Here is a 25,225-nt window from a genome sequence, read left to right on the forward strand (position 1 = left end):
CCATGGCCGCAGCGGAGGGGAAGACCATGACCGAGTACTGGATCGACGTGGCAGGCTGTCAGCGGGTGATCCGAGACCTGCGGGATATCGTGGAGGCCAGCAACGACTACCAGTGGGTGGACGACGACCTGCGCATGGTGGACCGTCACTCCTACGCCGCCCAGGAGAGCTCGCTGACCAAGGGTGACGCCGAGAAGCTGGACGAGCAGTACTACGACCTGCTGGACAACAAGCTCGACCCTACCTACGAGGGCGTGATCCGAGACCTGACCAACTGCATCGACGCGATGGAGGAGGCGGTCGACTACTACGTCTCCGGCGACGCCGCCATGGCATATGAGTCCTCCGGTGCCACCTCCGGCTTCCCCGAGTACCGCTCCGCGGACTGCAGTTCCACGGCCGACATCCCGTCCCCCGGTGCCGCAGACGGCTCCGAGGGTTCCGGCGAGCCCAGTTCCGAGCCGACCCCGTCCTCCCCGGCACCGAGCTATCCGAACCCGAACGACCCGCTCGGGGATCAGCACTTCGTCACCAACCCCTATGAACTCGCCCACGGAAGTCAGGGGTGAGCCATGACCAAGTTTGCTGACGTCGAATGGATCACCGGGGTCTCCCAGGAGAACCACACCTCCCGGTACTGGGACGGGATCTGCTCCTGGGCCATCGACACCGGGAACGTCCACATGGCCGCCTCCGGTGCCCAGAACCTGGCGGACAACTGCCAGGAGACCTCCACCCACCTGATGACGGCGGTGACCAAGTGGAGCGAGTTCCGTGACGTGTACGGCGGTGCGGACAAGGACACGGTCTTCGCCGCCATGACCCCGATCGCCGAGAAGCTGCAGGCCCTCAAGCGCGCCGGGGAGGTGTTCTCCGCCGCGGTGCAGGTCTACAAGACCAACCTGCAGGACTTCGACGACATGAAGGTCGAGTACGACGACTGGGCCACCGGGTGGATGGAGGACTACCGCAGGGTCGAGCGTGACCACGACTCCCTGTCCGAGGAGGCCTTCACCACGAAGTACGGGATGTCCTACACGGACAAGTCCAACGCGATGCGTGAGGTCCGGGACGGCAAGGAGGCCAACGGGCCGATCTGGGTGATCGACCACATCAACATCGCCCGCCGTGACCTGGCCACCGCCATCGAGGGCATCGACATGAAGAAGCTGGGGGAGATGGAGTTCTCCCACCGGGACGAGGCCCTCACCCGGTACGAGACGCCGGAGGAACTGGCCGAGGCCCTCGCGGCCAGCCACGTGTTCAAGGACGCGAACCTCTCGGACGCGGACCTGCTGGCGATCGCAGAAAAGGTCTTCGCCCAGTACGAGGACCTGCCTTTCGACTACGAGGACGCCAACGGCGTGCGCTGGACCTACGGGCCCAACGGCGAACTGGTCCGCAGCGGATCGCCGATGGACCCGAACCTCAACGCCGCTGTGCTGGCCGTGATGAACGAGAACACCGAGTGGCGCCAGGTGGACCTGTCCTTCGACGGCGAGACCACCCAGACCGTGGCGCAGATGGCCTCCAAGTTCGGACTGAACTCCCTGGGCAAGCTCACCGACTCCACCCTCGGCAAGGGGGTGATCGGCGGATGGGCGACGGCGATCGTCACGGTCGTCGGTACGGGCGTGACGATCAACCGGTTCCGGGAGGACCTCTCGATGCAGGCGCCCCTGCTCTCCGAGGAGGACTACCAGGACATCGTGCAGAAGTACTCCAACGAGCAGCTCATCATGGGCGGCGTGCAGATCGCGACCGGTGCCGGTTCCGCGGTGCTCACGGCCGTGCTCGGTCCCGGCGGCACCGTCATCGGCGTGGCCGTGACCTACGTGGCCACGGGGCTCACGGAGTTCATCGTCAACGAGGCCGGGGACGAGTCCTGGAGCCTGGACGAGATGCAGGACCGGTACAACCCGGAGACCGGCGAGTTCGAGGTCGACTGAGTGGACACCGTGAGCGGGTCCACCCGTGTGCCCCGGTCCGGGCCCGTCCCGACACTGCCCGTGCCCGCCGGGTGGACCCCGGCGTTCCTACCGGGCGCTGACCTGCTCATGATGCCCCTGGCCGGTGGGGACCGGGTCACCCCGGTGTTCACCGTCCGTCACTGGGACACCCAGACCGACCTGCCCGCGGGCCACTCCCTCCACGACCCCCGCACCGATTCCGCCCCCGGTGCCCCGCGCTTCGGCGCACCGGACGGTCCCGCCCCAGTCCGGGGCGTGCCGGTCGGCATGGACCGGTGGTCCGGTGGTGCCTGGTTCGGCCTGCGCTTCCTGCGCACGGTGGCCTCCGTGGCCGGCCGGCCTGTGGCCGAGGTCCGTTGGCTGCTCTGGTCGGCCGAACGGGGCCTGCCGGCGGACTTCGACGAGATGACCACGACGCCTTCCCTGGACGTGACGTTCCTCTGCGCCGTCGCGGACCTGGTCCTGGTGGAGATGATCGCGGACTCCATGGCCGGTGCCGTCCCCGCCGACTGGGCGCCGGCGCTGTCCCCGGGGCATCCCTCCCCGCAGTCCCTCGTCGGCGTCCAGTACCGGGAGAAGGACCCCGACGCCACCCCGCCGCTCAGCGAGGCCGGCGTATGGGCCGGCGCGGCCCTGCTCGAGATCACCCCCGCCGCATTGGAGACGCTGAAGACCACCGCCCTGACGACGCCGACCGGCCCCGTCCCCGGTGGGACCGGTCCCAGCCCGGTGGAGGCCTGGTCCAGCCTCTCCGCGGCAGGGCTGGCCGGGGACACCGGTCCGCAGCTGACGGAGCGCGGGGTGCTCGCCGCGATCGTGCTCCAGGGCGCGCGGCAGGTCTCGACCCTGACCCTCCACAGTCGGCACGGCAGCCACCGGTCCCTGGAGTTGTACCTGTACCGGGGGATCGTGGCGGTCGTCGCCCACGCCCTGCCCGTCCCGGGCCTGCAGGACGAGGTCCTGCTGGGGCTGCACCCGGCGGAGCGCTCGGCCGAGATGGTGCTGCGCAGCGCCGGCCTGGGTCCCTCGGACTCGCGCCGGCTCACGGTGGACACCGTGGACCGTGAGGTGCTGTTGCGCCGGGTCCTGGCACCGGACACGCCGTCTCCGGAGGGCATGCCCGGGGGTGTGTCTGGGGGCCTGCCGGAGGACCTGGCCGCGGATCCGCGGTGGCGGGAGATCTGGGCGGAGCGCTGCCTGCTCTGGACCCTCGAGACCCGGGATATCCATCCGGCGGGGGAGGGCGAGGTCCAGGGCGAGGGCCAGGGTGAGGAGGACGGCGCGGCCCGGGTACCGGGGGCTACCGCCGCCGGGCGGACCCTGATGGCCCTAAACGCCGGCCGTTGGGGCAACCACGTGCTGACCCGGCCGGACGGGACAGGCGGCTCGAGCACGGCAACGGCCGGGGCCCGGGTGCGGCTCGTCCCGGCCTCGACCTCGGGGTTGTTCATCACCCTGCAGCAGATGCTGTCCCCGGGCCCCACGGTCCCCGACCGGCAGTAGGCACGGTGTGGGCGGTCGTCCCGGCCCTCCCTCCTCGCGAGCCCGGACCGGACCGCCGCTCAGCCGGTGATCGAGACGCGCGTCCGGGCCACCGCATCGGCGACGACCGCGCGCAGGGGGGCCTCGGCGTCGTGGTCCTCGGTCCGCTCCCGGCCGACCCCGGCAGCATCAGCACCGGCCTCCGCGGCCGCCACCCGCCGCTGGTGCGCCGCGGCCCCGCCCCCGGCGAGGATCGTCTCCACGTCCGCGAGCTCCGCGGCGCAGCCCAGGCGCTCGGCCACCGGGACGAGGCGTTCGAGCTCGGCGCGCAGGTGATCGGAGACCAGGGTCTCCTCGCCGGCCGCGTCCAGGATGATGATGGCGTCCTGGCCGTAGCGGGCCGCCCGCCACTTGTTCTCCTGCACATGCCACGGTGGCATGGTGGGGATCGTGCCGCCGGACTCCAGCCTGTCGGAGAAGTCCTGCACCAGGCACTGGGTCAGTGCCGCGATCGCCGCGATCTCCTCCAGGGTGGCCACCCCGTCGCAGATCCGCATCTCCACGGTGCCCAGCCGGGGCACGGCCCGGACGTCCCAGCGGCACTCGGTGACGTCGTCGATCACCCCGGTCTTCGTCAGGTCCGCCACGCAGCCCTCGAAACCGGACCAGGACTCGAACTGGAAGGGCAGCCCTGCGGTGGGCAGCTGCTGGAACATCAGGGTCCGCTGGGACTGGTACGTGCGGCAGATGATCGGCTCGGCGAACATCTCCGGTTCGAAGCTGATGCACTTCATGACCGGCAACCTCTCCCACCAGGTGGAGCACCACCTCTTCCCGGACCTGCCCTCCAACCGGTACGCCGAGGTGGCGCCCAAGGTCCGCGAGATCTGCGCCCGCTACGGCCTGCCGTACACCACCGGTCCGCTGCTGAAGCAGGTCGGCTCCGCCTGGGCCAAGGTCTTCCGCCTGGCCCTGCCCACCCGCTGATCACGATCACGCCCCCCGAAGTTCGTGGGCACGGCCGAGGAGCCCGGCAAGCACCGGCATGACTGGTCCTTCTCCGGCCTGAAGACCGCGGTGGCCCGGTGTGTGGAGCAGTTCGAGGCCGCGGGGGTGCCGGATGAGGAGATCCCGACGGCGGACATCGCCGCATCCTTCCAGGAGGCGGTCGCGGACGTGATCACCTCCAAGGCGGTGCGTGCCTGCCAGGAGCACGGTCTGGACCACCTGCTGCTGGGCGGGGGAGTGGCGGCGAACTCACGACTGCGCGGACTGCTGGCCGAGCGATGCGCGGCGGCCGGGATCGAGCTGACGGTGCCCCCGGTGCGGCTGTGCACGGACAACGGGGCCATGGTGGCCGCGTTGGGGGCGCAGCTGGTGGCCGACGGCGTGGAGCCCTCGGGCCTGGCGTTCGCCGCTGACCCCGGCCAGCCCGTGGAACGCGTGTCCCTGGTGGGGTGAGCCCTGACCGCATGAGGTGACCGGCCGTCGTCGGGAATGTGTGGGTGATTCAGGGAAGGAGGCTGGCCGGGCCGGCCAGCCACTGGCGGACCTCACTGGGTGAGCGCAGCTCGATGATGGTCAGGTGGGGGAACTCCTCCGGCAGCGTCTGCATGCGCTCGCGCCAGTTGTTGTGGGTCCGGGCTTCCCAGCGCAGGATGTGATCCGGGTCTGAGAACACGTGCCACAGCGGGGGTTCGACGCAGCCCTCGAACACCTCACGGCCGGTCAGCGAGCGGGTCACCGTGCGCTTGAGCAGCCGGGGCAGGGCTCGCCGGCGGGGGAAGTTCAGCCAGATGCAGGTGTCCGCCCGGTCGCCCAGGATGTGCTTGAAACCCTTGCTCCAGTACTGCCATTCGGTGACCCACTGCGTGCTCTGCGCCAGGGCTGTGGCCTGGGCATGGAAGTCAGGGCGGGGCGTCCAGCATGGGCCCCAGTGCAACACGTCCATCCCGGTGTAGGGCAGGTTCCACCGTTCACTCAGCTGCGCGGACAGCGTGGACTTGCCCACCCCGGTCACCCCTGCCACCAGTACCTGCCGCGGGGTGTGGGGTAGCGGCGAGTCTGCACAGAGCAACGGCATGCATATCATGCTATCCGTGCGTGGCGGCGGTGACCCCCCGATGGGCAGTTCTCCCCATCGCCACTGGTTGGCCGCCCCGATAGTCTGGGGCAGAGATCGCATTGAGGGGGCGAGGAGTCATGACCAAATACTGGGTCAATATCGATGAGTGCCAGCGGATACTGGATTCGATCAAGGACATCATGGACGGACGCAGAGCCGTGCCGCCCACTAGAGACGATTTCGAGCAGATCGACAGCTCGTGCTTCGCTTTCGAAGAGTCGGGCGCGCTTGAACCGAAGAATGTCGCCGATCGCCTCCACACCGCACTGTTCGACTTCGAGGAACAGGTGTTCAAACCCGCCTACCGCGAACTGTATGAGACAGTCATGAACAATGTGAACGCCATGCAGGACGCGGTCTCGTACTACGCCTCGGGAGACGCCGAGATGGCACTGTGGAACACCTCGCAGCGGGGAGATGACTTGGAGAACTTCCCGGACATCATCTCGCCCTCCGGCAATGAACCTCCCGAGGGGCGCACGACGATCCCCTCCGTCTGGGACGGCACGGACATCCCTTCACTGGAACGGGGCTATCAGTCCACGCCGTTTGTCGAGGCTCGCGAACACCATGAGGATGGTGACCATGGCGACGTGGGTTGAAGCTGACTTCCTCGGGGAAGGGACCGAGGCCCATTCACACTGTGTTGGCAAGTACTGGGACGGGCTGGTCCCGTGGGTTCCGTTCTACCCCAGGACAGTGGATGGCCCACGTTTCTCCGACAACGTCCTGGCGCACATGCGCGAGGAGCATGAGCAGTACATGGAAGTCATTCGGCTCTGGTCGATGCTGCCGAGCTACTACGTGACGACCGAGACTGAACAGGTGCGGACTGCCATGAATGGGGCGGCTGTGACAGTTGACGGTCTGTTGAAGGCCGCCGAGGTCTTGGACGGGGCCGTGACGGTCTACGACGAGTCGGTGCCGGAGCCGATGTCCTTCAAGCTGGAGCACGACCGCTGGGCGCGGACAACCTACGACAGCTTGACCAATCCTCTGACCGGAACGGATGAGGAGAAGGAAGACAAGTTCAACGAGCTCATGAACGAGGTCGAGATCCGAAAGGGTAAGGTCCAAAATGCGCTCGAAGTGCTGCAGAGCGCGCGGCAGACGCTGGCCGACACATTGAACGGAGTCGACGTCCAAGAACTCGGAGCACCGCGCTTCACCGTCATGGAGGGCGGGCTGGACAGTGCCGATTCTCAGCAGGAGCTGGAACTGGCCCTGATGCAGAGTGATCTGTTCGGCGGCGAGCTCACCTGGGCTCAGGTCGAACGCATCGCTGGTGAGATCGACTTGGATGCCCTGCCATATGACTACGTGGACAGTGAGGGGCGCAAATGGATCACCAATGCCGAAGGTGTCCGCGTGCGTGTGGGCAGCGCGATGGACCCGAACCTGAACGCCCAGATCATCGTCGCCATCGGCAGTGACCCGGAGACCTCACACATCCAGATCCCGACCGGCTATGACGGAGAAGGCAATGTCGTGGTGCAGAGCGCTTCGGATATCGTGACCTTTGCCAGTGGCGAGGCTGCGGACAAAATCGGCCCGGTGGCGTCACGCAGTCTGACAGTGTTCGAGATCCTCATGCTCGCTCCGACCATGTTTGTGGCTGGCGACATGGCGCGAACCAATGCGCAGGTCAACGGAGTTCTCATGTCTACCGAGGATCTGCAGCAGGTCTACAACCATCACAGTGACCAGGCCTTCTTCTCGACAACTCTGAGTTCTCTTGCCAGCTGGGGAACCACGTCCGCTACCGCCCTGGTGGTCCTTCCGGTCACCGGACCCTCCGGGCTTGTGGTGGTCTACGCGGTGGACCAGGCCACCGGTGAGGTCGTCTCCGCAGTCGTCGAGGGGATCTACGACGACACCTGGACGCAGGCGGAGCTGGAACGGAAGGGGGCACGCATACAAAAAGCCGATGAATTCGACGAGGACGAGTATGAACGGCTCAAGGGCCTTGCCGACGAGCGCGCCGCCCACGCCCAGGGTGACGGATGAGTGATCGACCGCATCATGGTGCTCCCCAGTCGGGTCCGCGCCCGATGAAGCCGATCGAACTGCAGGTCCCTGCGACTTCAGCCGATGGGCCGCTGGGACGGCCACGGGGGTGGACGCGGCTGGCAGACCCATCCCGGGCAGACACACTCATCTTCACCGGTGCCGAATCCCTCCGGGATGTGCTCCCCACGCTGACCATGGACCGGGTTCCCTGGAGCAAGGTCACAAACGGTGAGTGGGACAGCCCGTTCCAGAATGACGGCGGGTGGACAGCGCTGGCTGCAGAACCGTACAGGAGGCCTGACGCCCGAGGATGGTCGACGTGGCGTCTCGGCCTGCGCGCTCAACGGTCGATCATCGAGCGTTCCTGGGTCTTTGGTGCGCCTCAGGGGCTCTGCGTGATCCGGGGATTGTGTTCGCCGCGAAGCATCCGACGCTTCGAGCCCCTCTTCGATGCGGCGGTCGTTGACGCCCAGGGGATCGAACGCTCACGCAGCAGACCGTCCATTTCACCGCCTCATCCGGGCCCGGGCCCACTGCCAGGAGTCACAGAGATCTCCGCAGATGATTACGCTTGGCTGCTCGATGCGGCGGGCAGCACCGGTCCGGGGCCCCAAGCCGACCCAGAGCGTGCAGCGCGACTGAATGCCTTTGACGCACTGGAGCCCGATGGACGGATTGGACCGGTTGCCCGCCAGCTGATGCGCAACATCGTGTTGTCTCGCGATCGCGTCCTCGTCCGGCTGGAGATGGACCGCTCACGTCGAGTGCTGCTCGACCTGGCGTTGACAGGTCCGACGGCCACCGCGGTCGTCTCGACCGCATCCCATCGTTGGGTGGGTGCGTTCCACCGTACCCGGGCGGCCGAGTTGATCTCTCGGTTCGCGGGTATCGGGCCCGCCGTCAACACGGATGTCGGCAACACCCGGGTGGACGTCGCTCGCCTCACGGCACGTCTGTCGGATCCCCAGACTGCGGTGCCGAATACAGCGCCCCCTGGGCTGCGGACGGTGTGGTCTGATCGGCTGTACCGCTGGATCATCACTGTGCAGGACGGTGACCCGACGGTTCTCTCCGAGCAGTACCTCGGTTCGGTCACCCACGGTCAGTACCGCCTCGGGGCAGCCGATCACGCCTCGGGGCACCCAGGCCTTCTCCTGGAAGCCGTGCCGTCATCGGAGCTCTACCTGCACCTGCTGACGATCCTTCCCTAGAAACAGTCCGAGAGATCGTCAGACATCAATCCTGATCACGTCAACGACGGAGACAGGTCTGCCCGGCGTGTCTCAACATGCAGTGTTCACATGATCGGAGGGGGTGGTCAGCGGGAGAGGGAGTCGCGGGTGCGCCCGACGGCGTCACGCACCACAGCACGCAGCGGCGCCGTGGGATCGGGCAGGGCAGGCAGACCGATCCCTGCCCCGACGGCCTGAGCGGCCTGGCGCACCGTCTGCGCCGCGACCTGGCGCTGACGTGCCGCCGCACCGCCGGACTCCAGCATGGCGTGGATCCCGTCCAGCTCCGCCGAACAGCCCAGCCGCTCGGCCACCGGTGCCAGACGCTCCAGCTCGGCGCGCAGGTGGTCCGAGACCAGCTGCTCCTCACCGTTCGCATCCAGGATGATGATCGCCTCCAGCCCATAGCGGGCCGCGCGCCATTTGTTCTCCTGCACATGCCACGGCGGCATGGTGGGGATGCTCCCGCCCGCCTCCAGGGTGTCGCTGAAGTCCTGCACCAGGCACTGGGTCAGGGCGGCGATGGAGCCGATCTCCTCCACTGTGGCCATGCCGTCGCACATGCGCATCTCCACAGTGCCCAGCCGCGGCACCGCGCGCACATCCCACCGGCACTCAGTCACGTCATCGATCACGCCGGTGTGCATCAGGTCCGCCACACAGGACTCGAACCCGGACCAGTCCTGGAACTGGAACGGCAGCCCCGCCGTGGGCAGCTGCTGGAACATCAGGGTGCGCTGGGACTGATAACCGGTGTCCGCACCCGCCCAGAACGGGCTGGAGGCCGAGAGCGCCAGGACGTGCGGGAAGTAGTTGACCAGACCGTCCACCACGGGCATCGCCTTGCGGACGTCATCCAGACCCACGTGCACGTGGACCCCGTAGATCACCATCTGCCGGCCCCACCACTGGGTGCGGTCGATCATCTTGCCGTAGCGGTCCTTCTCGGTGACCGGCTCGTCCGTGGGCAGGGCGAAGGGATGCGAACCCTGCGAGTACAGCTCCAGGCCCAGCGGGTCCGTCACCGCCTGCACCTCACGGGCCACCGTGCGCAGCTGCTCCACGCCCTCATCCACCCGGTGGCAGACGCCCGTGACCAGCTCCACCGTGTTCTGCAGCAGCTCCTGGGTGATCCGCGGGTGGTCCGTGCCCGGGGCCAGGCCGGCATTGCGGGCCACCTCCCCGAGCACCGTGTCCGCGTCCGAGCGCAGTGCCCCGGTCCCGGCGTCCACCAGGGCCAGCTCCCATTCCAATCCCAGGGTGGACTGCTCAGAGGGGGCGAAGGGCAGGTGCAGCGTCACGCGGGGCTCCAGAAGGACGAGGGGCAGAGACGCGTTCATCCTACGGTCCCTGCCGCCGCCTGCGGCGAGGTGATGCGGGAGGTGAGAGGCCGTCGTCGGGACGAAGGAGGCGTGGCGGAAGCGGACACAGCCCCCGGGGCAGCACGTAGTGTGGAGAACGGCACCTGACCCGGAAGGAGCCCCACACCCCATGTTCCAGGAACGCGCCGTCCGCTACCGGCAGATCGTGGAGATCCTGCTGCGCCATGGACTCGGCTATCTGGTGGGCAACGCGCCCCTGCCCCGGCTCAAGCCGTTCGAGGCGCTCAAGGCCGAGGCCAACCGTGAGAAGTACAGCCCCCAGGAGCACCTGCGCCTGGCCCTGGAGGAGATGGGTCCGGTGGCGGTCAAGCTCGGGCAGACCCTGGCCACCCGTGAGGACCTGACCCCGGAGAGCTACCGCCGCGAACTGGCCAAGCTGCAGGACAGCACCGCCCCCGTGGACGGGGAGACGATCGTGCAGGTGGTCGAGTCCGAACTCGGCGCCGGCGTGGACACCCTCTTCGCCCGGTTCGACCGGACCCCGTTGGCCAGCGCCTCCCTGGGGCAGGCCCACGCCGCCGTGCTGCAGGACGGCCGCGAAGTGGTCCTGAAGATCCGCCGCCCCGGCGTGGTGGACCAGGTGGAGCAGGACCTGGAGATCCTGCAGAACCTGGCCGCCACGGCCTCGCGCAGTTCACGCACCCTGGCCACCGTGGACCTGGTGGGCCTGACCGACGAGTTCGCCACCACCCTGCGCTCCGAGCTGGACTACCTCAAAGAGGGACGCAGCGCCGAGCAGTTCGCCCAGAACTTCGCCGGCAACCCAGCCCTGCGCATCCCGGCCGTGCACTGGGAGAGCACCACTTCGCGCGTGCTGGCCATGGAGCGTGTGGGCGGGATCAAGATCGACGACGTGGCCGCCCTGGACGCCGCGGGGATCGACCGTCCCGCGCTCGCCGTCCGTGCCACGCAGATGATCGCCCAGATGATCTTCGAGGACGGCTACTTCCACGCCGACCCGCACCCCGGCAACCTCTTCGTGGAGGAGGACGGGCGGATCGCGCTGATCGACTTCGGCATGGTCGGCACCCTGGACGCCCAGCTGCGCACGGACCTGGGCACCCTGCTGGGGGCCGTGGTGCGCAAGAGTCCGCGGAGGATCGCCCACGCCCTGGTGGAAGTGGCCCCGGGCCGTCAGCCGGTGGACATGGCCGCGCTCACCCGGGACATCGGGCCGATCGTGAACCTGTACGCCGGCAAGACGCTCGCCGAGTTCAAGATGGGCCCGCTGCTGATGCGCGTGTTCGGCGTGCTGCGCCGGCACCACCTGCAGCTGCCCCGCGAGATCGCCCTGCTGCTGCGCATGATCATGATGGCCGAGGGCATGGGCGTCACCCTGGACCAGGACTTCCAGCTCGGCACCGTGCTCAGCCCCTATGTGCGCGCCATGCTGATGGACCGCTACGCCCCCACCGCCGTCATGCGCCGCCTGGCCGAGACCGGCACCGGGCTGCTGGAGCTGGCCGATGACCTGCCCGAGCAGTTCCGCCGCCTGCAGACCATGCTGGACACCGGCGGCCCCGAGGTCCACCTCCGCGCCGACGAGTTCGAACCGCTCGTGGACCGGGTGGGCGTGGCCGGACAGCGCTTCGGCGCCGCTCTGATCGGTGCGGCGATCGTCCGTGGCATGACCCAGGTGGCCACAGCAGAGCCGGAACGACGGCGGCGCTGGCACCTTCCAGCCCTGGGCACCGGCTTGGCCGCCACCACGGTCTACAGCGGGTACCTGGGCTGGCTGGACTACCGACGCCGCCGCGCCGCGCGCTGAGCCGGCTGCCAGCGAGCGGACCTAGCATGGGGGCGTGACTCTGCCCCGCACTCGTGTGCTCTCCGCCCTCTCCCTGTCCACCCTGCTGCTGCTCACCGGCTGCACCGCACCGGGCGGGCAGAGTCCGTCCACCTCGGTGACCGGGGGGACCGGAAGCGCTGGGCAGAGTGGTGAGGGGCCGTCGTCGGGAAGCCTTGAGGAGGAGCCTCAGACCGAGCTGGAGCGTCTGCTGGCGGCCGGGCCGGACGAGGAGCTGCGCTCGCGGGCCGCTGAGGCCGTGGCGCAGATGAGCCTGGACCAGAAGGCCGGCCAGGTGCTGGTGGGCCAGCTCGGCGCCGCCGGGACGAGCCCGGAGGAGCTGGAGCGGCTGCACCTGGGCGGGGTGATCGTGATGGGCGACGCCGTCCCCACCTCTGGGGGAGAGGCTGATCTGGAGGCGCTCTCGGCCGAGCTGACCGCTGTTCAGGAGGCGCTGCAGGCCGGGCGTGACTGGTCCGGCGTGGTGGCCGTGGACCAGGAGGGTGGACTCGTGGCCCGGGTGAAGGCCCCGCTGACCGAGTGGCCCACCCCGATGAGCTACGGGGCGGCGCTGGCCGGTGCGGGTGACGACGCGGAGCCTGGTGCGACCGCCGAGCTGACGCGAGACGGGCACCGGCTGATGGGCGCCGAGCTGGCCGAGCTGGGGTTCACCGTGGACTTCGCCCCAAGTGTGGACGTGACCGTGGGGGCGGCGGATCCGGCGATCGGGGCCCGGTCCTTCTCCTCCGACCCGGAGGCGGTGGCGGCGCTGGGTGCCGCCGGACAGCAGGGGCTGCTGCAGGCCGGTGTGCTCGCCTCGCCCAAGCACTTCCCCGGGCACGGCTCCGTGGAGGACGACTCCCACGTGACCATGCCGGAGCAGGTCCAGAGCGTGGACGAGCTGCTGAGCCGGGACTGGGCGCCGTTCCAGGAGCTGATCGACGCGAGTGCCCGGGCGGAGCAGTACGCCCCGATGATGATGATGGGGCACCTGGATGTCCCGGAGCTGGACCCGGGCGTCCCCAGTTCGGTGTCCTCGGCGGCGTACGAGGCACTGCGCGGACTGGGCGACGCCGACTACGACGGCGTGGTGGTGACCGACGCGCTGAACATGGGCGCCCTGGTGGAGCGGTTCGGTCCGAACGAGGCACCGGTGCGGGCGCTCGCCGCCGGCGCAGACCTGCTGCTGATGCCCTCGAACGTGGTCGGCGCGCACGGCGCCCTGGTGTCCGCTGTGCAGGACGGAGAGGTGCGCGAGGAACGGCTCACCCAGGCGGCCGAACGCGTGGTGACCATGCTGATGTGGCGAGATGCCGTGGCCGGTGAGGTGGCGTCGTCGGGACCTGATGAGGCGGCCAGGGCGGACCAGGGCGCCGATGCCGCTGGGGTGAGCGAGCAGGTCTCCGCCTCGGCGATCACCGTGGTGGACGGGGTGTGCGGTGAGCCGATGGTGACCGACTCCCTGCAGATCCGCGGGGGAGAGATCGCCGACCGGGAGCGACTGGCCGCCGCCGCACAGGAGGCCGGACTGAGTGTGGGCTCCGGCCCGGTGGTGACCCTGGTGGGCTCTGCCCGCGGGACGGGACAGGGCGATGTGGTGGTGGCCTTGGATGCGCCGTTCGGGCTGGAGGGATCGAGTGCGTCCGAGGACGGTGCCCTGGTGGCCTTGTACGGACGGACTCCGGGAGCGTTCGCCGCGCTGGTGGACGTGCTGACGGGCGAGGCTGAGGCGCCGGGAGCCCTGCCGGTGCAGGTCGGCGACTGGCCTGCCGGCACCGGCTGCTGAGGAGCCGCCGCGCTGACACCGTGCGGTGCCGGGTGCCGGTGCGGTGCTGGGATGGGACGTGCTGGACGGCGGAGCCATCCGAACCGTGATGCACCGTCCCGGTGCATCCTCCCGCGGGCGGCACACCCTCATGGGGCACGAGTGCCGGGGCCGGGCGTCCCGCAGCGGACTCAGGCCTGCGCCACCAGGGCATCCAGGCGGTCCGGGTCGAGCAGCACCACCCGATCGGCCTGGACCCGGACCAGGCCCTGGTCCTTCAGCCGGGTGAGGGCCCGGCTGAAGGACTCCGGCGTAGTGCCGATCAGCGAGGCGACGTCCTTCTTGGCCAGCGGCAGCCGGACTGTGCTGGAGCTGCCGCACTCCAGAGGGAGATCGAGCAGGTAGTCGGCCAGCCGGACGTCCACGTCCACCGAGCTCAACGCCAGCCGCCGTTCGGCCTCGGCCATCCGCTCGCTCACGCTGCGCAGCATCTGCAGGACGATGCTGGGGTGCTCGTGCATCAGCCCCGCCAGGGCGGCGTGGGTGAAGACGCACATGCGCGTGTCCGTCAGGGCCTCGGCCTGGTCGGTGGCCCGAGCCCCGGTGAGGAAGGACTGCTCGCCGATGGTCTGCCCGGGACCGGACACGCGGATCAGTCGCCGGCGCCCCTGGGGAGACCCCCGGGTCAGCGCCACCTGCCCGGTGTGCACCACGCTCATGCCGGCCGGCTCGTCTCCATCGGCGTACAGCAGCTCACCGCGTTGCAGCAGGCGGGGCCGGGCCAGCCGTGCCACCGCCTGCTGCTGATCGGGGGTGAGTCCTGCGAAGATCGGCACCCGAGCCACGCAGTTGTCCTCGTCCCGGCGGATCTCCCGGAGGGGCAGGGTGCGCATGGCACCTGATTCTGCCCCACCGGGTCCGGCCGGGGCCGCCGAACCCTCAGACCGCATCGGCGACCACCGCCTGAGGCGCCGTCCGCTGGGAGCGAGGGGCCCTCGTCGTGCCCTGCCGGGTGCGCAGCAGGCGCATGGCGTTGAGGATGACCACCAGCACCGAGGCCTCGTGGACCAGCATGCCGATCGACATGGTCACCCCGCCGCCGAACACTCCGGCGAGCAGCAGCACCACCGTCACCAGGGCGATCGTGATGTTCTGACGCATCACCGCCGCGGTCCGCCTGGCCAGACTGATGGCCTCCGGGAGCTTGAGCAGGTTGTCGCCCATCAGGGCGATGTCCGCCGTCTCCACGGCCACGGCTGATCCCGCCGCGCCCATGGCCACCCCGATGTCCGCCGTGGCCAGCGCCGGGGCGTCGTTCACGCCGTCGCCGACCATGGCGACCGTGTGGCCCTCGGTCTGCAGCCGGGCCACCGTCTCGAGCTTGTCCTCGGGGAGCAGGGAAGCGTGGATCTCCTCGATGCCCGTCACCTCACCCATGGCCTCGGCTACCAGGCGGGTGTCCCCGGTGAGCATGACCACCTTATGGACGCCGGCCTCGTGCAGACCCCGGACCATCGCGGCGGCGTCAGCACGGACCTGGTCGGCCACCGCCACCACGCCGATCACTGTGCCGCCCAGCGCGATGATCATGGGTGTCCGGCCCGCCGCGGCGAGCTCATGCGCCTTGCGGCCGGCGCCGACCTCGTCCACCACCCCGTACTGCTCCAGCAGGGCCGCGTTGCCGATGAGCACCCGCTGCCCGTCGACCACGGAGACGATGCCCTTGCCCGGCACCGGGGTGACGGAGCCCGGGAGGCCGACGGCTCCCACGCCCTCCGCGCGGGCGGTGTCCAGGATGGGCCGGGCGAGCGGGTGCTCGGATCCCGCCTCTGCGGCGGCGGCCCAGCGCAGGACGTCTCCGCGGTCCATGGTGGGGGAGAGGACGACGACGTCGGTCAGCTCCGGGCGTCCCTCCGTGAGAGTGCCGGTCTTGTCCACGGCGACGGCGCTGATCCGGGCCGCGGTCTCCACGAACTCGCCGCCCTTGATGAGGATGCCGTTGCGGGCGGCCCGGCCGATGCCGGCCACGATCGCCACCGGGATGGAGATCACCAGGGCGCCGGGGCAGCCGATGACCAGCAGGGTCAGTGCCAGGACCACGTCCTGGGTGACCAGCCCGGCCACCAGGGCCAACACCATCACCGCGGGGGTGTACCAGGACGAGAAGCGGTCGATGAACGCCTGCGTGCGGGCCGTGGCGTCCTGGGCCTCCTCCACACGGTGGATGATCCGGGCCAGGGTGGTGTCGGCACCGATGCCCGTGGCCGTCACCTGCAGGAAGCCGCCCCGGGAGACGGTGCCGGCGAAGACCTGGTCCTGTGCGGACTTCTCCACCGGGATGGACTCTCCGGTGATGGAGGCCTCATCCAGGGCGCCGGTGCCGTCCAGCACGATCCCGTCCACGGGGACCTTGGCGCCGTTCTTGACGAGCACGGTCTCTCCGACCTGCACCTGGCCGGCCGGGACGTGCACCTGCGCTCCGTCCCGCAGCACCACGGCGGTGTCCGGGGCCACGGCCACCAGCTCGGCCAGAGCCGACCGGGTCTTGGTCAGGGTGGCCGACTCCAGGGCGTGGCCCACGGCGAACAGGAAGGTCACGGCCGCCGACTCCCAGAAGTTGCCGATGACCACGGCGCCAAGGGCGGCCACGGAGACGAGCAGGTCGATCCCGACCACCCGGGCGGTCAGGGCCCGGGCGGCCTGGAGCAGGATCCGGTATCCGGCCACCGCGGCGGCGGCGAGCATGGCGACGTCGGCCAGGGTGAAGGCGCTGGCTGCTGTATGGGCGTGCTCTCCGGCGTCGATCCACCACTGGGGGCCGACGGCGGCGTTCCACGCCCCGCCGGCCAGGTGCTGGAGGGCGAAGGAGAGCAGGATGAGGACTCCCGACACCACGGGGACGGCCCAGGTGCCGCGAGCCCATGTCCGGAGCCTGGTCATGGCGGTACGACCTTTCGAGAGATGAGGAACGGGGAGGGGAAGAGGGGCGGTGGGCGGGAGACGCGCGGGGCGGCTCAGCCGCCGGTCAGAAGGTGGACGGAGCCGCGGCGTAGCCGGCCTTGGCCACGGCGGCCACGAGGTCGTCCACGGAGACGCGCTCGGCGTCGTGGTCGATCTCGATCCGGGCCGAGGCGAAGTGGACCTTCACGGCCTCCACGCCGGGGAGCCGGCCGACCTGCTTCTCGATCTTGTGGACGCAGGAGGGGCAGGAGAAGCCCTCGGCGCGCAGGACGGTGTGGGTGGTGGTGGCGGTCATGGTGAGACCCCTTCCGGTGGCGGTTCTTCAATGGTCCATCAGCAGTTCCCTGCTGATGTCCTCAACCTACGAACGAACCGCAGCCGGCACCTTGACGCGCGTCAAGCCCCGTGACGGGCGCACGAGGACGGGCGCTGGCACGGACGGGGGCCGGCGCGGGACCCGGAACACGTCGACACCGTTCCCAGGACAGGAATCGGCCCCCACGACCCCCGAGATGTCCTGGGAACGGTGTCCACAGGCCCGGCACTCTCAGACGGGGCGGACCTCGATCGCCAGGCGCTCCTGGCCCACGCGGGTCAGCACCAGGGTGGTGTGCCGGCCTGCGCCTGCCCCCTTGCCCTTCTGCCCGCTCATCAGCAGCCGCCGCGCCTCTTCCGGCGTCACCGCCATGCCGCGCTTCTTGATGTCCAGCCGCGTCACGCCGGTGTCCTTGACCCACCGCCGCAGACTCTTCACGTGGTACGGCATCACGGTCAGCACCTCGTACGCCCGCGCGAACGGCGTCTCCACCTGCTCATCCGCACAGAAGTAGGCGATGTGCTCATCCAGCAGTCGCCCGCGCACACCGCCGAACTCGCGCGCCACCAGGTCCGCCACCAGCCCTGCACGGATCACGGCACCGTCCGGCTCATAGAGCCAGCCACCCACACCCCCGACGCCGGCCACCTCCGCCGCGTGCGAGTCGCCGAAGTCCTGGGGCGAGGTGATCTCCGCGGGGCTGGCCGGATCCGGTCCCGAGCCCAGCACCAGGGCCGCCCGGCGCACGTTGGGCCGTGCGACCGCGTTGAACCACAGCACGGCCTCGGTCACCTCGCCGCCCACGGACACCCACTGCGCCTCACAGCCCGCCGGGACCGCGCCGTGCGGGATGCCCGGGCCCATCTTCACGCCCACGGCCACTCCGGAGTCGGCCAGCTGTTCCACGAAGGACAGCGGGGGAGAGAACACCTCCGGATCGAACACCCGCGAGGACCCGGAGGAGGAGAGCACCCGCCGCGCCGGATCCAGCCAGAACCCGTCCGGCCCGCCCGCCCCGTCCGGCCCTTCAGGCTGTCTCGCCCACTCCACCGCATCCGCGCACACCACCTGCGCGGTGGGGAAGGGCATCAGGTTGACCGTGGCCGCCGCCGCCACCGTGGGATCCCGCTCCACCGCGGTGACCTGCAGGTCCAGGGCGGCCAGGGCCATGGAGTCCGCCCCGAGGCCGCAGCCCAGATCGGCCACATGCCGCACGCCTGCCCCCGCGAACCGGCCCGCGTGCAGTGCCGCCACCTGCAGCCGCGTGGCCTGCTCCAGCCCGGCCTGAGTCAGCACCATGGACTGTGCGAACGGCCCGAACTTCGCCTCCGCCTTCCCGCGCAGCCGCAGCTGGGTCAGCACCGCCGAGACCAGCTCCGGCGCGTGCCCGTCCTTGCGCAGCCGCGTGGAGAGGGACAGCGCATCGGCCTCGCGGTAGGAACCCTCTGCGCTCAGCCGGTTCAGCAGCGCCCACCCCTCCGGCGAGAGGACGGGGGAGAGGTCGGTGGGGTCCAGGGACGGCTGGTCTGAAGAGGTTTCGGCGGGCACCACTCCACGCTACCGCCGCCCCGGACGAACTAGGCTGGGGGCATGCCTCGCCGCCCCACTCCGCGCATCGCGCCGCTGGACACGAACCCGTCATTCCAGCCGGCCTCCCAGGACCGTCCCGACGACGGCTCCCTCACCGAGCGCTCCGGCCGCACCGCGGGCGAGGGGCAGGACTACGACCTGTTCGGGGAGTTCGACGAGTCGGACCAGGACGGCCAGTACGGGGAGCAGACCTGGGCCTCGCAGCAGGCCGCCGGTGCGCCGCGCTGGGCCAAGTGGCTGCTCTACGGCTCCATGGCGCTGGGACTGCTGGCCGCCGGACTGCTGATCGCCACCGTGGTCATCCAGTCGCTGGTCTCCGGCAGTCTGGCGGTGGGCGGTGCCGACTTCTTCGCGGACACACCTCAGAGCGCAGAGCTGCGCCGCGAACTGCTGTGGGGTCCGGTGACCCTGCCGCTGGTGGCGTTGGGTGTGGCATTCGTGGGACTGTGCGTGGGCGGCCTGACCATCTTCCGCTACCGCCGCGCCCGCTGACCGGCGTCACCGGGTGCGTCTGCGGGCCGGTGCGAGATGCCCCGAGCCGTGACAGGATGTGAGGATCGTCACAACGCCGTGGCGTCACCATGGAAGGGATCCCATGTCTCACTCACGCCCCCAGTCCTCGCCGCAGCTCTCCCGCCGCGCCCTGCTCGCCCTCGGAGGGGCCGGTGCCCTCAGCACCATCGCCTGGCCGAGCTGGGCTGCTGACGGTGCCCGCCCCGGTGCGGTCCGTGCTCCGCGTCTGACCTCCGGGGACCGCCAGATCATCAGTCAGCTGCGTCCCGAGAACGCGATCGAGCACCTGACCCACCTGACCGAGGGGATCGGCCAGCGCTACAGCGGGACACCCCAGGAGAAGGCCGCAGCCGACTACCTCGCCGGCGTGCTGGACTCTTACGGGTACGACGTGGAACTCCAGGAGTTCACCGTCCCGGACCGTCGAGTCGGCGAGCTCAGTGGACCTGCACTGGACACCAGCATCGCCTGGGGCGTGGGCTCGGCTGCCCGGGCCGCCCAGGACACCACCGTGCGCGGAACGCTTACCGTGGCTCCGTCCGGCTCTCTCGCCGACCTGCCACCGGACCTGCGCGGGCAGATCCTGATGCGCGTGGTCACCGTCACCGAGGACATCACGCCCCTGGCCGTGGCCGCGGCCGCTCGTGGTGCCGAGGCCGTGATCGCCACCCGTGTCGATGCTGCCTACCCTCGGCAGGCCTCCGCCTTCGCACCCACCCTGACGGCCGACGTCGGGATTCCTGTGGTGGGTGTGGGGCAGGTGCAGAAGCATGCGCTGCTGACTGCCCTGTCTCGGGGGCCGGTGACGTTGAGCCTGACCACCGTGCAGTACCTGAGCCCCACCAGCCAGAACGTGCTGGCCCGGCGTGCGGGCCAGCAGGGCGGGTCGCCGAGCCGGGCGCGCCAGGAGGTCATGCTGTGCGCGCACTACGACTCGGTGATCGGTGCACGCGGCGCCAACGACGACGGCTCCGGCACCGTGCTGTGCCTGGAGCTGGCGCGGACCATGCGCAACCTGCCCACCACCTCCGACCTCTCGTTCTCGCTCTGGGGCTCGGAGGAGGTCGGTCTGGTGGGCTCGCGCCTCTATGCTCGCGGGCTGGACGCGGCGCAGAAGGCACGGCTGTCCGGCGTGTTCAACAACGACATGGTCGGCACCAGCTGGGACCCGGCCGAGAAGTACTGGGTGCTGGACTACTTCGGCCAGTCCAATCCGGTCAATGCCCAGGTGCTCGCTGCCGGTGAGCGGCTGGGATACCGCGCACAGATGAGCGATGTGACTCCGCGTGGGTCCAGTGACCACCAGTCTTTCTCCGAGGTGGGCGTGCACAGCGGGAACTTCTCCTGGCGCGGCGTGGAGACCCCCGCCCTGCTGGAGCCGGAGTACCACTCGGCCGATGACACGATCGCCGCGAACATCTCCGTGGAGCGGCTCACCATCTCCATGGAGCTCCAGGGCGCGGCGGCCCTGGCCCTGGCTCGTTCCTGACGCGCTGACCCCCTTCTCGGGACAGCCAGTGGGCCCGGAAGGCTCGACACTGTCCCGCGAAGGGGGTCCCAGGGGTCCGCTGAGGCTGGATGTTGTCCACAGGTCGGTGAGCGGCTCGAGCGAGAAGCCGGTGACTTCACCAGACTGGCCGCATGCCCTCGCTCGTCACCGACATCCATGATCCCGCGCTGCTGATCGTCGACCATCATGATCGTCCGGCCGCGGCACGGGCGCTCTCCCGCGGGGCCCAGCGGGGCAATCTGGTGCGACTGGCCAGTGGGGTCTACACGGAGACCGACCGCTGGCTGACCACTCCAGCGTGGGACAGGTACCGGATGGCCATCGCCGCGCACGCGGCCTCACGTCGAGGCCAGGCCGTCTTCTGTCATCTGACCGGGGCGGACCTGTTCGGAATGTCACTGCTGGAGGTCCCCACGGACCTGCACGTCCGGGCCAGCACGCCGAGCAAGTCAGGAACTGTTGAACCCACTTCGCCCTACGTCAATCCCGAGGCCGTACGGGCAGCGGCCGATCGCCTCAGCACCGATCCGCGGCACAGGCGCCTGCGCCACACTCTGCCGGCTCTGCCTCCCGTCCGCCGGCACGCCAACCACCTGGGATGTGGCACGGGCCGGGACCAGTCGGTCCGGATCCCTGTCATTCTCAGCGACGGCACCTACCTGCTGGATGTTCGGACGGATCCGCTTCCCGCCGTTCTCGCGAGTGTGATGTCCCACGAATCACTGTGCCAGGCGGTGCCGCCGGCGGATGACCTGGCCCGGCGGATGGGGCGTTCGTTCGAGCAGCTGGCGGCTCAGGCTCGCGAGATCCTGCCGCGGAAGAACGCCACGCGTCGGTTCGACCGTGCCGTCGACTTCGCGGATGGACGGTCCGAATCCGTGGGTGAGTCCCTCAGCAGGGTAATCATCCATGAGCTGGGGTTCGTGCTGCCGGAGCTGCAGGTCGAGTTACGCTCGCCGAGCGGAGAGTTCCTGGGGCGTCCAGACTTCTGGTGGAAGCAGGTCCAGCTGATCGGTGAGTTCGACGGCATGACCAAGTACACCGGTGCCGTTGAACGGAACGGTCGCACGGCCGAGGAGGTGCTGGTGGCTGAACGCCGCCGGGAGCTCAAGCTGGCCGGTGCGGACCGGAGGGTGATCCGCTGGATGTGGAAGGACCTCATGAACGAGCGGGCGTTCGAGGCGCAGCTGCTCGAAGCCGGAGTGCCGCGGGCTCGTTGAGGGGTGCCGACTCGCATTCACCCCCTTCTCGGGACAGAACATCCTCTGAAGGGGGCGAGAGATGTCCCGGGAAGGGGGTAGGAGCAGGCCAGGTCAGGTCGGCGGCACTGCGCGGCCGGCCGAGCCCCCGACTCAGCTGAAGTAGATGCCGATCTTCTTGCCGCGGATCTCCTCGACCAGGATGTCCACGTCGTAGATGTCCTGCAGCGTCTCCGAGCACATCAGCTCGTCCGGGCTGCCCTGGTGCACCAGCCGACCGGACTTCATCGCCAGGATGGTGTCCGAGTAGCAGGAGGCGAAGTTGATGTCGTGGATGACGATCACCACGGTCTTGCCCAGCTCGTCGGCCATCCGCCGGATCAGGCGCATCATCTCCACGGCGTGCTTCATGTCCAGGTTGTTCAGCGGCTCATCCAGCAGCAGCACGTCGGTGTCCTGGGCCAGCACCATGGCGATGTACGCGCGCTGCCGCTGACCGCCGGAGAGCTCGTCCAGGTACCGCCCGGCGAAGGAGTGCAGGTCCATGTACCCCAGGGCCTGGCTGACCAGACGCTCATCATCCGGGCCGGGGCGTCCGCCGTGGTGCGGGAAGCGTCCGAAGGAGACCAGGTCCCACACGGTCAGGCGCACGGTGGTGGTGTTCTCCTGGCGCAGCACGGCCAGCTTGCGGGCCAACGCGCGGGTGTCGGAGTCGAACACGTCCTGGCCGCCCACGGCGATCGTCCCGCCGTCGGCCTGCAGCAGGCGTCCGATCATGGAGAGCAGCGTGGACTTGCCGGCGCCGTTGGGCCCGATGATCGAGGTGACGCCGCCGGCGGGGATCTGGGCGGTGACCTCGTCCACCACGCGGGTGCGGTCATAGGCCTTCACCACGCCCTGCAGGTCGATCGCCGGAACGCCGGGCACCGGGGGATCGGCATGGATGGAGTGGCTGCCGTTCGCGGCTGGGGCATCCGGCGTCTGACGTCCCGACTGCGGCGAATCCATGCCGTCCAGCGTACCGGCGGTCAGCTCAAACTCGGTCTGCACTGCCATCAGCGCACCTTTCCTCTCAACAGCATGGCCAGGAACACGATCCCGCCCGCGAACTCGATGATGATGCTCAGCGCCGTGTTGAAGCCGAACACGTGCTGCAGGACCATCTGCCCGCCGGCCAGCAGCACGATCCCCAGGAACACCGCCGCCGGCAGCACCCAGCGGTGCCGGAACGCACCCACCTGGTAGGCCAGGTTGGCCACCAGCAGGCCGAAGAACGTCACCGGTCCCACCAGGGCGGTGGAGACAGCCACCATCACGGCGGCGATCACCAGGATCTGCATGGTCCGGGCACGGTGGTCCACGCCCAGGGACACGGCGGACTGCCGACCCAGGGCCAGCACGTCCAGCTCATGGCGCATCCGCCACACGGGGATGCTCGCCAGCGCCAGCATCACCGCCGCCAGGCCCAGCAGCTGCGGATCCACCATGCCGAACGAGGCGAAGAACAGGTCCTGCAGGATGGTGAACTCCGAGGGCTCCATCAGCTTCTGCAGCAGAGCGGAGATGCCCCGGAACAGGGTGGCGAACACGATCCCGATCAGCAGCACCAGGTGCAGCGACTGGTGCGCCCCGGTGAACAGCCACCGGTACAGCGCCACCGCGAACACCACCATCACCACGGTCTCGGCCAAGAACCGAACGGCCGGCGGGAACCCCAGGAACGACTGCGCCGTGAACACCCACACCATCACGGTCTGGATCAGCACGTACAGCGCGTCGAAGCCCATGATGGACGGGGTCAGGATGCGGTTCCCGGTCACCGTCTGGAACAGCACGGTGGACACGCCCACGGCGTAGGCCACCAGCACCATGGCGCCCACGGTGGTCAGCCGCCGCGGCAGGATGTACTCCACCGCGCCGGTCAGCCCCACGAACACGAAGGCCAGCACGCTCGCCAGCGCCAGTGCGCCCAGCACGGCCACGATGATCCAGGCCCGGCGGGATTCCCGACGGCGGCCGGCACCTTCTCCCGGCCCGGCACCGGGGGTGCCGGGAGGCTGGGAGGAGGCGGCGTCGTCGGAAAGGTCTGTGCTGGAACCGGACCCACGGGATCCGGTGAGCAGGCCGATCAACCCGCGCCCGGACTCCATGGTCCGGCGGGACTCCGGGGTGGGGGAGGAGGTGAGGTCCGTGGTCATGAGCGGGCCCCCCGGCGGCGGGTCTGCAGCAGCAGGACCAGGAAGATGGCCGCGCCCACCACGGAGATGATGGTGCCGACCGGGATCTCATAGGGGTAGCGGATGGTGCGGCCGACGATGTCGCACAGCAGCACGAAGCCGGCGCCGAAGATCGCGGTCCAGGGCACGGAGGTGCGGGCGTTGTCTCCGAACACCATGGAGACCAGGTTGGGCACCACCAGTCCCAGGAAGGGCAGGGCGCCCACGGTGACCACCACGACGGCCGAGATGATCGAGACCAGTCCCAGTCCCAGGGCCATCACCTGCTGGTACTTCAGGCCCAGGTTGGTGGCCACGTCCTGGCCCATGCCGGCCACGGTGAAGCGGTCCGCGGCCAGAAAGCCGAGCAGGGTGAGGGCGCCGACCAGCCAGAGCAGCTCGTAGCGGCCGGAGACCACGCCGGAGAAGTCGCCGATCATCCAGGTGTTCAGGGTCTGGAGCAGGTCCACGCGGTAGGCGAAGAAGGTGGTGATGGCGGCGATGACCCCGCCGAGCATGATGCCCACCAGGGGCACCAGCAGGGTGGAGCGGGAGGGGACCCGGCGGATGATCGCCAGGAAGATCGCGGTGCCGGCCAGGGCGAAGATCGCGGCGATCCCCATCTTGCCCATCAGCGGCAGCGACGGAAGGAAGACGGTGGCCACCAGGATGCCGGCCGTGGCGGACTCGACGGTGCCGGCGGTGGAGGGCTCCACGAAGCGGTTGCGGACCATCAGCTGCATGATCAGTCCGGCCACCGCCATGGCCAGGCCGGAGAGCAGCACCGCGGCGGTGCGGGGCAGGCGCGAGACGGTCAGGATGTGCCAGGACTCGGGGTCGCCGGAGAGCACGGCGGGCAGGCTCACATTGGTGACGCCCACGAACATGGACACCACGGCCAGGATCAGGATGGCGGCCACGCCCAGCCACAGGGCGGTGCGGGTGTTCCGGAACCGGGTGAACTGCCGCGAGGTGATGCAGTGGTCCTCGGGGTGCGCGCGCATGGCCCGGATGTCCACCAGGGTGCGGGCGTCGGTGACGGTGACCGGTGGAGCGGTGGGAGTGCGGACACGGGCCAGCCCGCCCGGGGGCACTCCCGGGCGGGCTGGTGGTGCAGACGGCGCTTTGGCCGTGGTGTCTGACATCAGGGGATCAGCGGTTCCTTGTG

General features: G+C 69.6%; 20 protein-coding genes and 3 pseudogenes. 13 read left to right on the forward strand and 10 right to left on the reverse strand.

Annotation, left to right across the window (positions count from 1 at the left end):
- The first annotated feature begins 26 nt into the window (after nt 1-26).
- Genes ACEXHE_RS05910 through ACEXHE_RS05920 form a run of 3 tightly spaced genes read left to right on the forward strand, consistent with a single transcriptional unit; the run spans nt 27 to nt 3,473 of the window.
- Nucleotides 27-569 carry a hypothetical protein gene (locus tag ACEXHE_RS05910; protein ID WP_374785063.1) on the forward strand — a complete coding sequence of 181 codons (543 nt, stop codon included), beginning with the start codon at nt 27-29 and terminating at the stop codon, nt 567-569.
- 3 nt (nt 570-572) lie between these two features.
- Nucleotides 573-1,949 (forward strand): hypothetical protein, encoded by a 1,377-nt coding sequence (locus ACEXHE_RS05915; protein WP_374785064.1) that lies wholly within the window; start codon nt 573-575, stop codon nt 1,947-1,949.
- 9 nt (nt 1,950-1,958) lie between these two features.
- Nucleotides 1,959-3,473: a hypothetical protein gene (locus ACEXHE_RS05920; RefSeq protein ID WP_374785065.1), complete on the forward strand. Its 1,515-nt coding sequence runs from the start codon at nt 1,959-1,961 to the stop codon at nt 3,471-3,473.
- Between the two features lie 59 nt (nt 3,474-3,532).
- Here ACEXHE_RS05920 and ACEXHE_RS05925 read toward each other — a convergent pair.
- Nucleotides 3,533-4,189 (reverse strand): annotated as a pseudogene (locus tag ACEXHE_RS05925) (glutamate-cysteine ligase family protein); the annotation flags it as partial.
- Here ACEXHE_RS05925 and ACEXHE_RS05930 point away from each other — a divergent pair.
- Both ACEXHE_RS05930 and ACEXHE_RS05935 read left to right on the forward strand, forming a co-directional pair.
- A pseudogene (locus ACEXHE_RS05930) lies at nt 4,176-4,439 on the forward strand (fatty acid desaturase family protein); the annotation flags it as partial. The pseudogenes ACEXHE_RS05925 and ACEXHE_RS05930 overlap by 14 nt on opposite strands.
- A 15-nt stretch (nt 4,440-4,454) precedes the next feature.
- A pseudogene (locus ACEXHE_RS05935) lies at nt 4,455-4,913 on the forward strand (tRNA (adenosine(37)-N6)-threonylcarbamoyltransferase complex transferase subunit TsaD); the annotation flags it as partial.
- A gap of 49 nt (nt 4,914-4,962) precedes the next feature.
- Here ACEXHE_RS05935 and ACEXHE_RS05940 read toward each other — a convergent pair.
- Complete coding sequence (locus ACEXHE_RS05940; protein ID WP_374785066.1) at nt 4,963-5,481, reverse strand: AAA family ATPase; 519 nt, start codon at nt 5,479-5,481, stop codon at nt 4,963-4,965.
- Nucleotides 5,482-5,654: 173 nt separating this feature from the next.
- On the opposite strand from ACEXHE_RS05940, the gene ACEXHE_RS05945 reads away from it, so the two are divergent.
- The 3 genes from ACEXHE_RS05945 to ACEXHE_RS05955 all read left to right on the forward strand — a co-directional run bounded on the left by ACEXHE_RS05945 (nt 5,655) and on the right by ACEXHE_RS05955 (nt 8,798).
- Nucleotides 5,655-6,179, forward strand: a complete 525-nt coding sequence (locus tag ACEXHE_RS05945) for a hypothetical protein (protein WP_374785067.1) — start codon at nt 5,655-5,657, stop codon at nt 6,177-6,179.
- Complete coding sequence (locus tag ACEXHE_RS05950) at nt 6,163-7,584, forward strand: hypothetical protein (RefSeq protein ID WP_374785068.1); 1,422 nt, start codon at nt 6,163-6,165, stop codon at nt 7,582-7,584. Before ACEXHE_RS05945 ends, ACEXHE_RS05950 begins: the two co-directional genes overlap by 17 nt.
- 701 nt (nt 7,585-8,285) lie before the next feature.
- A complete protein-coding gene (locus ACEXHE_RS05955) occupies nt 8,286-8,798 on the forward strand; it encodes a hypothetical protein (protein ID WP_374785069.1) in 513 nt (170 codons plus the stop codon).
- 107 nt (nt 8,799-8,905) lie between these two features.
- Here the strand turns inward: ACEXHE_RS05955 and ACEXHE_RS05960 are convergent, their stop codons facing one another.
- Complete coding sequence (locus tag ACEXHE_RS05960) at nt 8,906-10,114, reverse strand: glutamate--cysteine ligase (protein WP_374785252.1); 1,209 nt, start codon at nt 10,112-10,114, stop codon at nt 8,906-8,908.
- Nucleotides 10,115-10,310: 196 nt separating this feature from the next.
- On the opposite strand from ACEXHE_RS05960, the gene ACEXHE_RS05965 reads away from it, so the two are divergent.
- Nucleotides 10,311-11,969, forward strand: coding sequence for an ABC1 kinase family protein (locus ACEXHE_RS05965; protein WP_374785070.1), 1,659 nt, complete (start codon nt 10,311-10,313; stop codon nt 11,967-11,969).
- Nucleotides 11,970-12,003: 34 nt separating this feature from the next.
- Nucleotides 12,004-13,773 carry a glycoside hydrolase family 3 N-terminal domain-containing protein gene (locus ACEXHE_RS05970; protein ID WP_374785071.1) on the forward strand — a complete coding sequence of 590 codons (1,770 nt, stop codon included), beginning with the start codon at nt 12,004-12,006 and terminating at the stop codon, nt 13,771-13,773.
- Between the two features lie 170 nt (nt 13,774-13,943).
- Here the strand turns inward: ACEXHE_RS05970 and ACEXHE_RS05975 are convergent, their stop codons facing one another.
- The 4 genes from ACEXHE_RS05975 to ACEXHE_RS05990 form a co-directional block, all read right to left on the reverse strand.
- Nucleotides 13,944-14,645 carry a Crp/Fnr family transcriptional regulator gene (locus ACEXHE_RS05975; RefSeq protein WP_374785072.1) on the reverse strand — a complete coding sequence of 234 codons (702 nt, stop codon included), beginning with the start codon at nt 14,643-14,645 and terminating at the stop codon, nt 13,944-13,946.
- Nucleotides 14,646-14,691: 46 nt separating this feature from the next.
- The gene (locus ACEXHE_RS05980; RefSeq protein ID WP_374785073.1) at nt 14,692-16,692 is read right to left on the reverse strand and encodes a heavy metal translocating P-type ATPase; all 2,001 of its coding nucleotides are present in this window, start codon (nt 16,690-16,692) and stop codon (nt 14,692-14,694) included.
- An 85-nt stretch (nt 16,693-16,777) separates the two neighbouring features.
- Nucleotides 16,778-17,008 (reverse strand): heavy-metal-associated domain-containing protein, encoded by a 231-nt coding sequence (locus ACEXHE_RS05985; protein ID WP_091693048.1) that lies wholly within the window; start codon nt 17,006-17,008, stop codon nt 16,778-16,780.
- A 252-nt stretch (nt 17,009-17,260) separates the two neighbouring features.
- Nucleotides 17,261-18,577 (reverse strand): SAM-dependent methyltransferase, encoded by a 1,317-nt coding sequence (locus tag ACEXHE_RS05990; protein WP_374785074.1) that lies wholly within the window; start codon nt 18,575-18,577, stop codon nt 17,261-17,263.
- 42 nt (nt 18,578-18,619) lie between these two features.
- Between ACEXHE_RS05990 and ACEXHE_RS05995 the strand changes: the two genes are divergently transcribed.
- From ACEXHE_RS05995 to ACEXHE_RS06005, 3 genes are all read left to right on the forward strand, one after another.
- Entirely contained in the window at nt 18,620-19,111 is a 492-nt protein-coding gene (locus ACEXHE_RS05995) for a hypothetical protein (protein ID WP_374785075.1), read from the forward strand.
- A gap of 103 nt (nt 19,112-19,214) precedes the next feature.
- Complete coding sequence (locus ACEXHE_RS06000) at nt 19,215-20,621, forward strand: M28 family peptidase (protein WP_374785076.1); 1,407 nt, start codon at nt 19,215-19,217, stop codon at nt 20,619-20,621.
- A 152-nt stretch (nt 20,622-20,773) separates the two neighbouring features.
- On the forward strand, nt 20,774-21,862 hold the full coding sequence (locus tag ACEXHE_RS06005; protein WP_374785077.1) for a hypothetical protein: 1,089 nt from the start codon (nt 20,774-20,776) through the stop codon (nt 21,860-21,862).
- Between the two features lie 132 nt (nt 21,863-21,994).
- Here ACEXHE_RS06005 and ACEXHE_RS06010 read toward each other — a convergent pair whose 3' ends face one another.
- From ACEXHE_RS06010 to ACEXHE_RS06020, 3 genes are read right to left on the reverse strand one after another with little or no spacing between them, the layout of a single operon-like run.
- On the reverse strand, nt 21,995-22,897 hold the full coding sequence (locus ACEXHE_RS06010; protein WP_374785078.1) for an ABC transporter ATP-binding protein: 903 nt from the start codon (nt 22,895-22,897) through the stop codon (nt 21,995-21,997).
- Nucleotides 22,897-24,039, reverse strand: coding sequence for an iron chelate uptake ABC transporter family permease subunit (locus tag ACEXHE_RS06015; RefSeq protein WP_374785079.1), 1,143 nt, complete (start codon nt 24,037-24,039; stop codon nt 22,897-22,899). Before ACEXHE_RS06015 ends, ACEXHE_RS06010 begins: the two co-directional genes overlap by 1 nt.
- Nucleotides 24,036-25,202: an ABC transporter permease gene (locus ACEXHE_RS06020; protein WP_374785080.1), complete on the reverse strand. Its 1,167-nt coding sequence runs from the start codon at nt 25,200-25,202 to the stop codon at nt 24,036-24,038. The genes ACEXHE_RS06015 and ACEXHE_RS06020 overlap by 4 nt, the downstream gene beginning before the upstream one ends.
- Nucleotides 25,203-25,225: the final 23 nt, after the last annotated feature.

The sequence above is a fragment of the Micrococcus sp. IITD107 genome, assembly GCF_041927415.1.
GTDB classification, from domain to species: Bacteria; Actinomycetota; Actinomycetes; order Actinomycetales; family Micrococcaceae; genus Citricoccus; species Citricoccus terreus.

What these genes read in the sequence shown, in the direction of transcription:
- ACEXHE_RS05910 (WP_374785063.1), top strand. Translation starts at nt 27, where the DNA reads ATGACCGAGTACTGGATCGACGTGGCAGGCTGTCAGCGGGTGATCCGA.
- ACEXHE_RS05915 (WP_374785064.1), top strand. Translation starts at nt 573, where the DNA reads ATGACCAAGTTTGCTGACGTCGAATGGATCACCGGGGTCTCCCAGGAG.
- ACEXHE_RS05945 (WP_374785067.1), top strand. Translation starts at nt 5,655, where the DNA reads ATGACCAAATACTGGGTCAATATCGATGAGTGCCAGCGGATACTGGAT.
- ACEXHE_RS05950 (WP_374785068.1), top strand. Translation starts at nt 6,163, where the DNA reads ATGGCGACGTGGGTTGAAGCTGACTTCCTCGGGGAAGGGACCGAGGCC.
- ACEXHE_RS05955 (WP_374785069.1), top strand. Translation starts at nt 8,286, where the DNA reads ATGCGCAACATCGTGTTGTCTCGCGATCGCGTCCTCGTCCGGCTGGAG.
- ACEXHE_RS05965 (WP_374785070.1), top strand. Translation starts at nt 10,311, where the DNA reads ATGTTCCAGGAACGCGCCGTCCGCTACCGGCAGATCGTGGAGATCCTG.
- ACEXHE_RS05975 (WP_374785072.1), bottom strand. Translation starts at nt 14,645, where the DNA reads ATGCGCACCCTGCCCCTCCGGGAGATCCGCCGGGACGAGGACAACTGC.
- ACEXHE_RS05980 (WP_374785073.1), bottom strand. Translation starts at nt 16,692, where the DNA reads ATGACCAGGCTCCGGACATGGGCTCGCGGCACCTGGGCCGTCCCCGTG.
- ACEXHE_RS05985 (WP_091693048.1), bottom strand. Translation starts at nt 17,008, where the DNA reads ATGACCGCCACCACCACCCACACCGTCCTGCGCGCCGAGGGCTTCTCC.
- ACEXHE_RS05995 (WP_374785075.1), top strand. Translation starts at nt 18,620, where the DNA reads ATGCCTCGCCGCCCCACTCCGCGCATCGCGCCGCTGGACACGAACCCG.
- ACEXHE_RS06000 (WP_374785076.1), top strand. Translation starts at nt 19,215, where the DNA reads ATGTCTCACTCACGCCCCCAGTCCTCGCCGCAGCTCTCCCGCCGCGCC.
- ACEXHE_RS06005 (WP_374785077.1), top strand. Translation starts at nt 20,774, where the DNA reads ATGCCCTCGCTCGTCACCGACATCCATGATCCCGCGCTGCTGATCGTC.
- ACEXHE_RS06010 (WP_374785078.1), bottom strand. Translation starts at nt 22,897, where the DNA reads ATGGCAGTGCAGACCGAGTTTGAGCTGACCGCCGGTACGCTGGACGGC.
- ACEXHE_RS06015 (WP_374785079.1), bottom strand. Translation starts at nt 24,039, where the DNA reads ATGACCACGGACCTCACCTCCTCCCCCACCCCGGAGTCCCGCCGGACC.
- ACEXHE_RS06020 (WP_374785080.1), bottom strand. Translation starts at nt 25,202, where the DNA reads ATGTCAGACACCACGGCCAAAGCGCCGTCTGCACCACCAGCCCGCCCG.